Annotated in this window: 1 pseudogene; it reads right to left on the bottom strand. The window is 65.0% G+C overall.

Annotation, left to right across the window (positions count from 1 at the left end):
- A pseudogene (locus tag HX846_RS35755) lies at positions 1–337 on the bottom strand (rhodanese-related sulfurtransferase); the annotation flags it as partial.

Below are 337 nucleotides of genomic sequence, written 5' to 3'. Positions count from 1 at the left end.
GCCACAGGTCAACACGTAGCGTTCGGCAGCAGGCACCTTGCGCAAGGCTTCGGGCAACTGCCCGCGCAACGCCCACCAGGCACCGGGAATGTGGCGCTTGACGTAGTTGGCGCTGGCGGTGAAATCCAGTACTGCGGTGTCGCCATGAACCTGCCATTCGGCGAGGGTGTGCGGGCTGATGAGTTCGGCCTGTTGCGGCGCCGGGACGGGGGCAACCCAGGCCCCCGGTTCGCTGAAGTGCGCAGGTTGCAGGTCATCCAGCACATGCACTTCCCAACCCAGTTGTGCGAGCCAGGACGCAGACATATTGGCCCGCACGCCGTCGTCATCCACCAGT

This window comes from Pseudomonas sp. K5002 (assembly GCF_013386655.1).
In the GTDB taxonomy this organism is placed as follows: domain Bacteria; phylum Pseudomonadota; class Gammaproteobacteria; order Pseudomonadales; family Pseudomonadaceae; genus Aquipseudomonas.
Note: the sequence above shows the minus strand (reverse complement) of the source record. Positions and strands in the feature narration are given on the sequence as shown.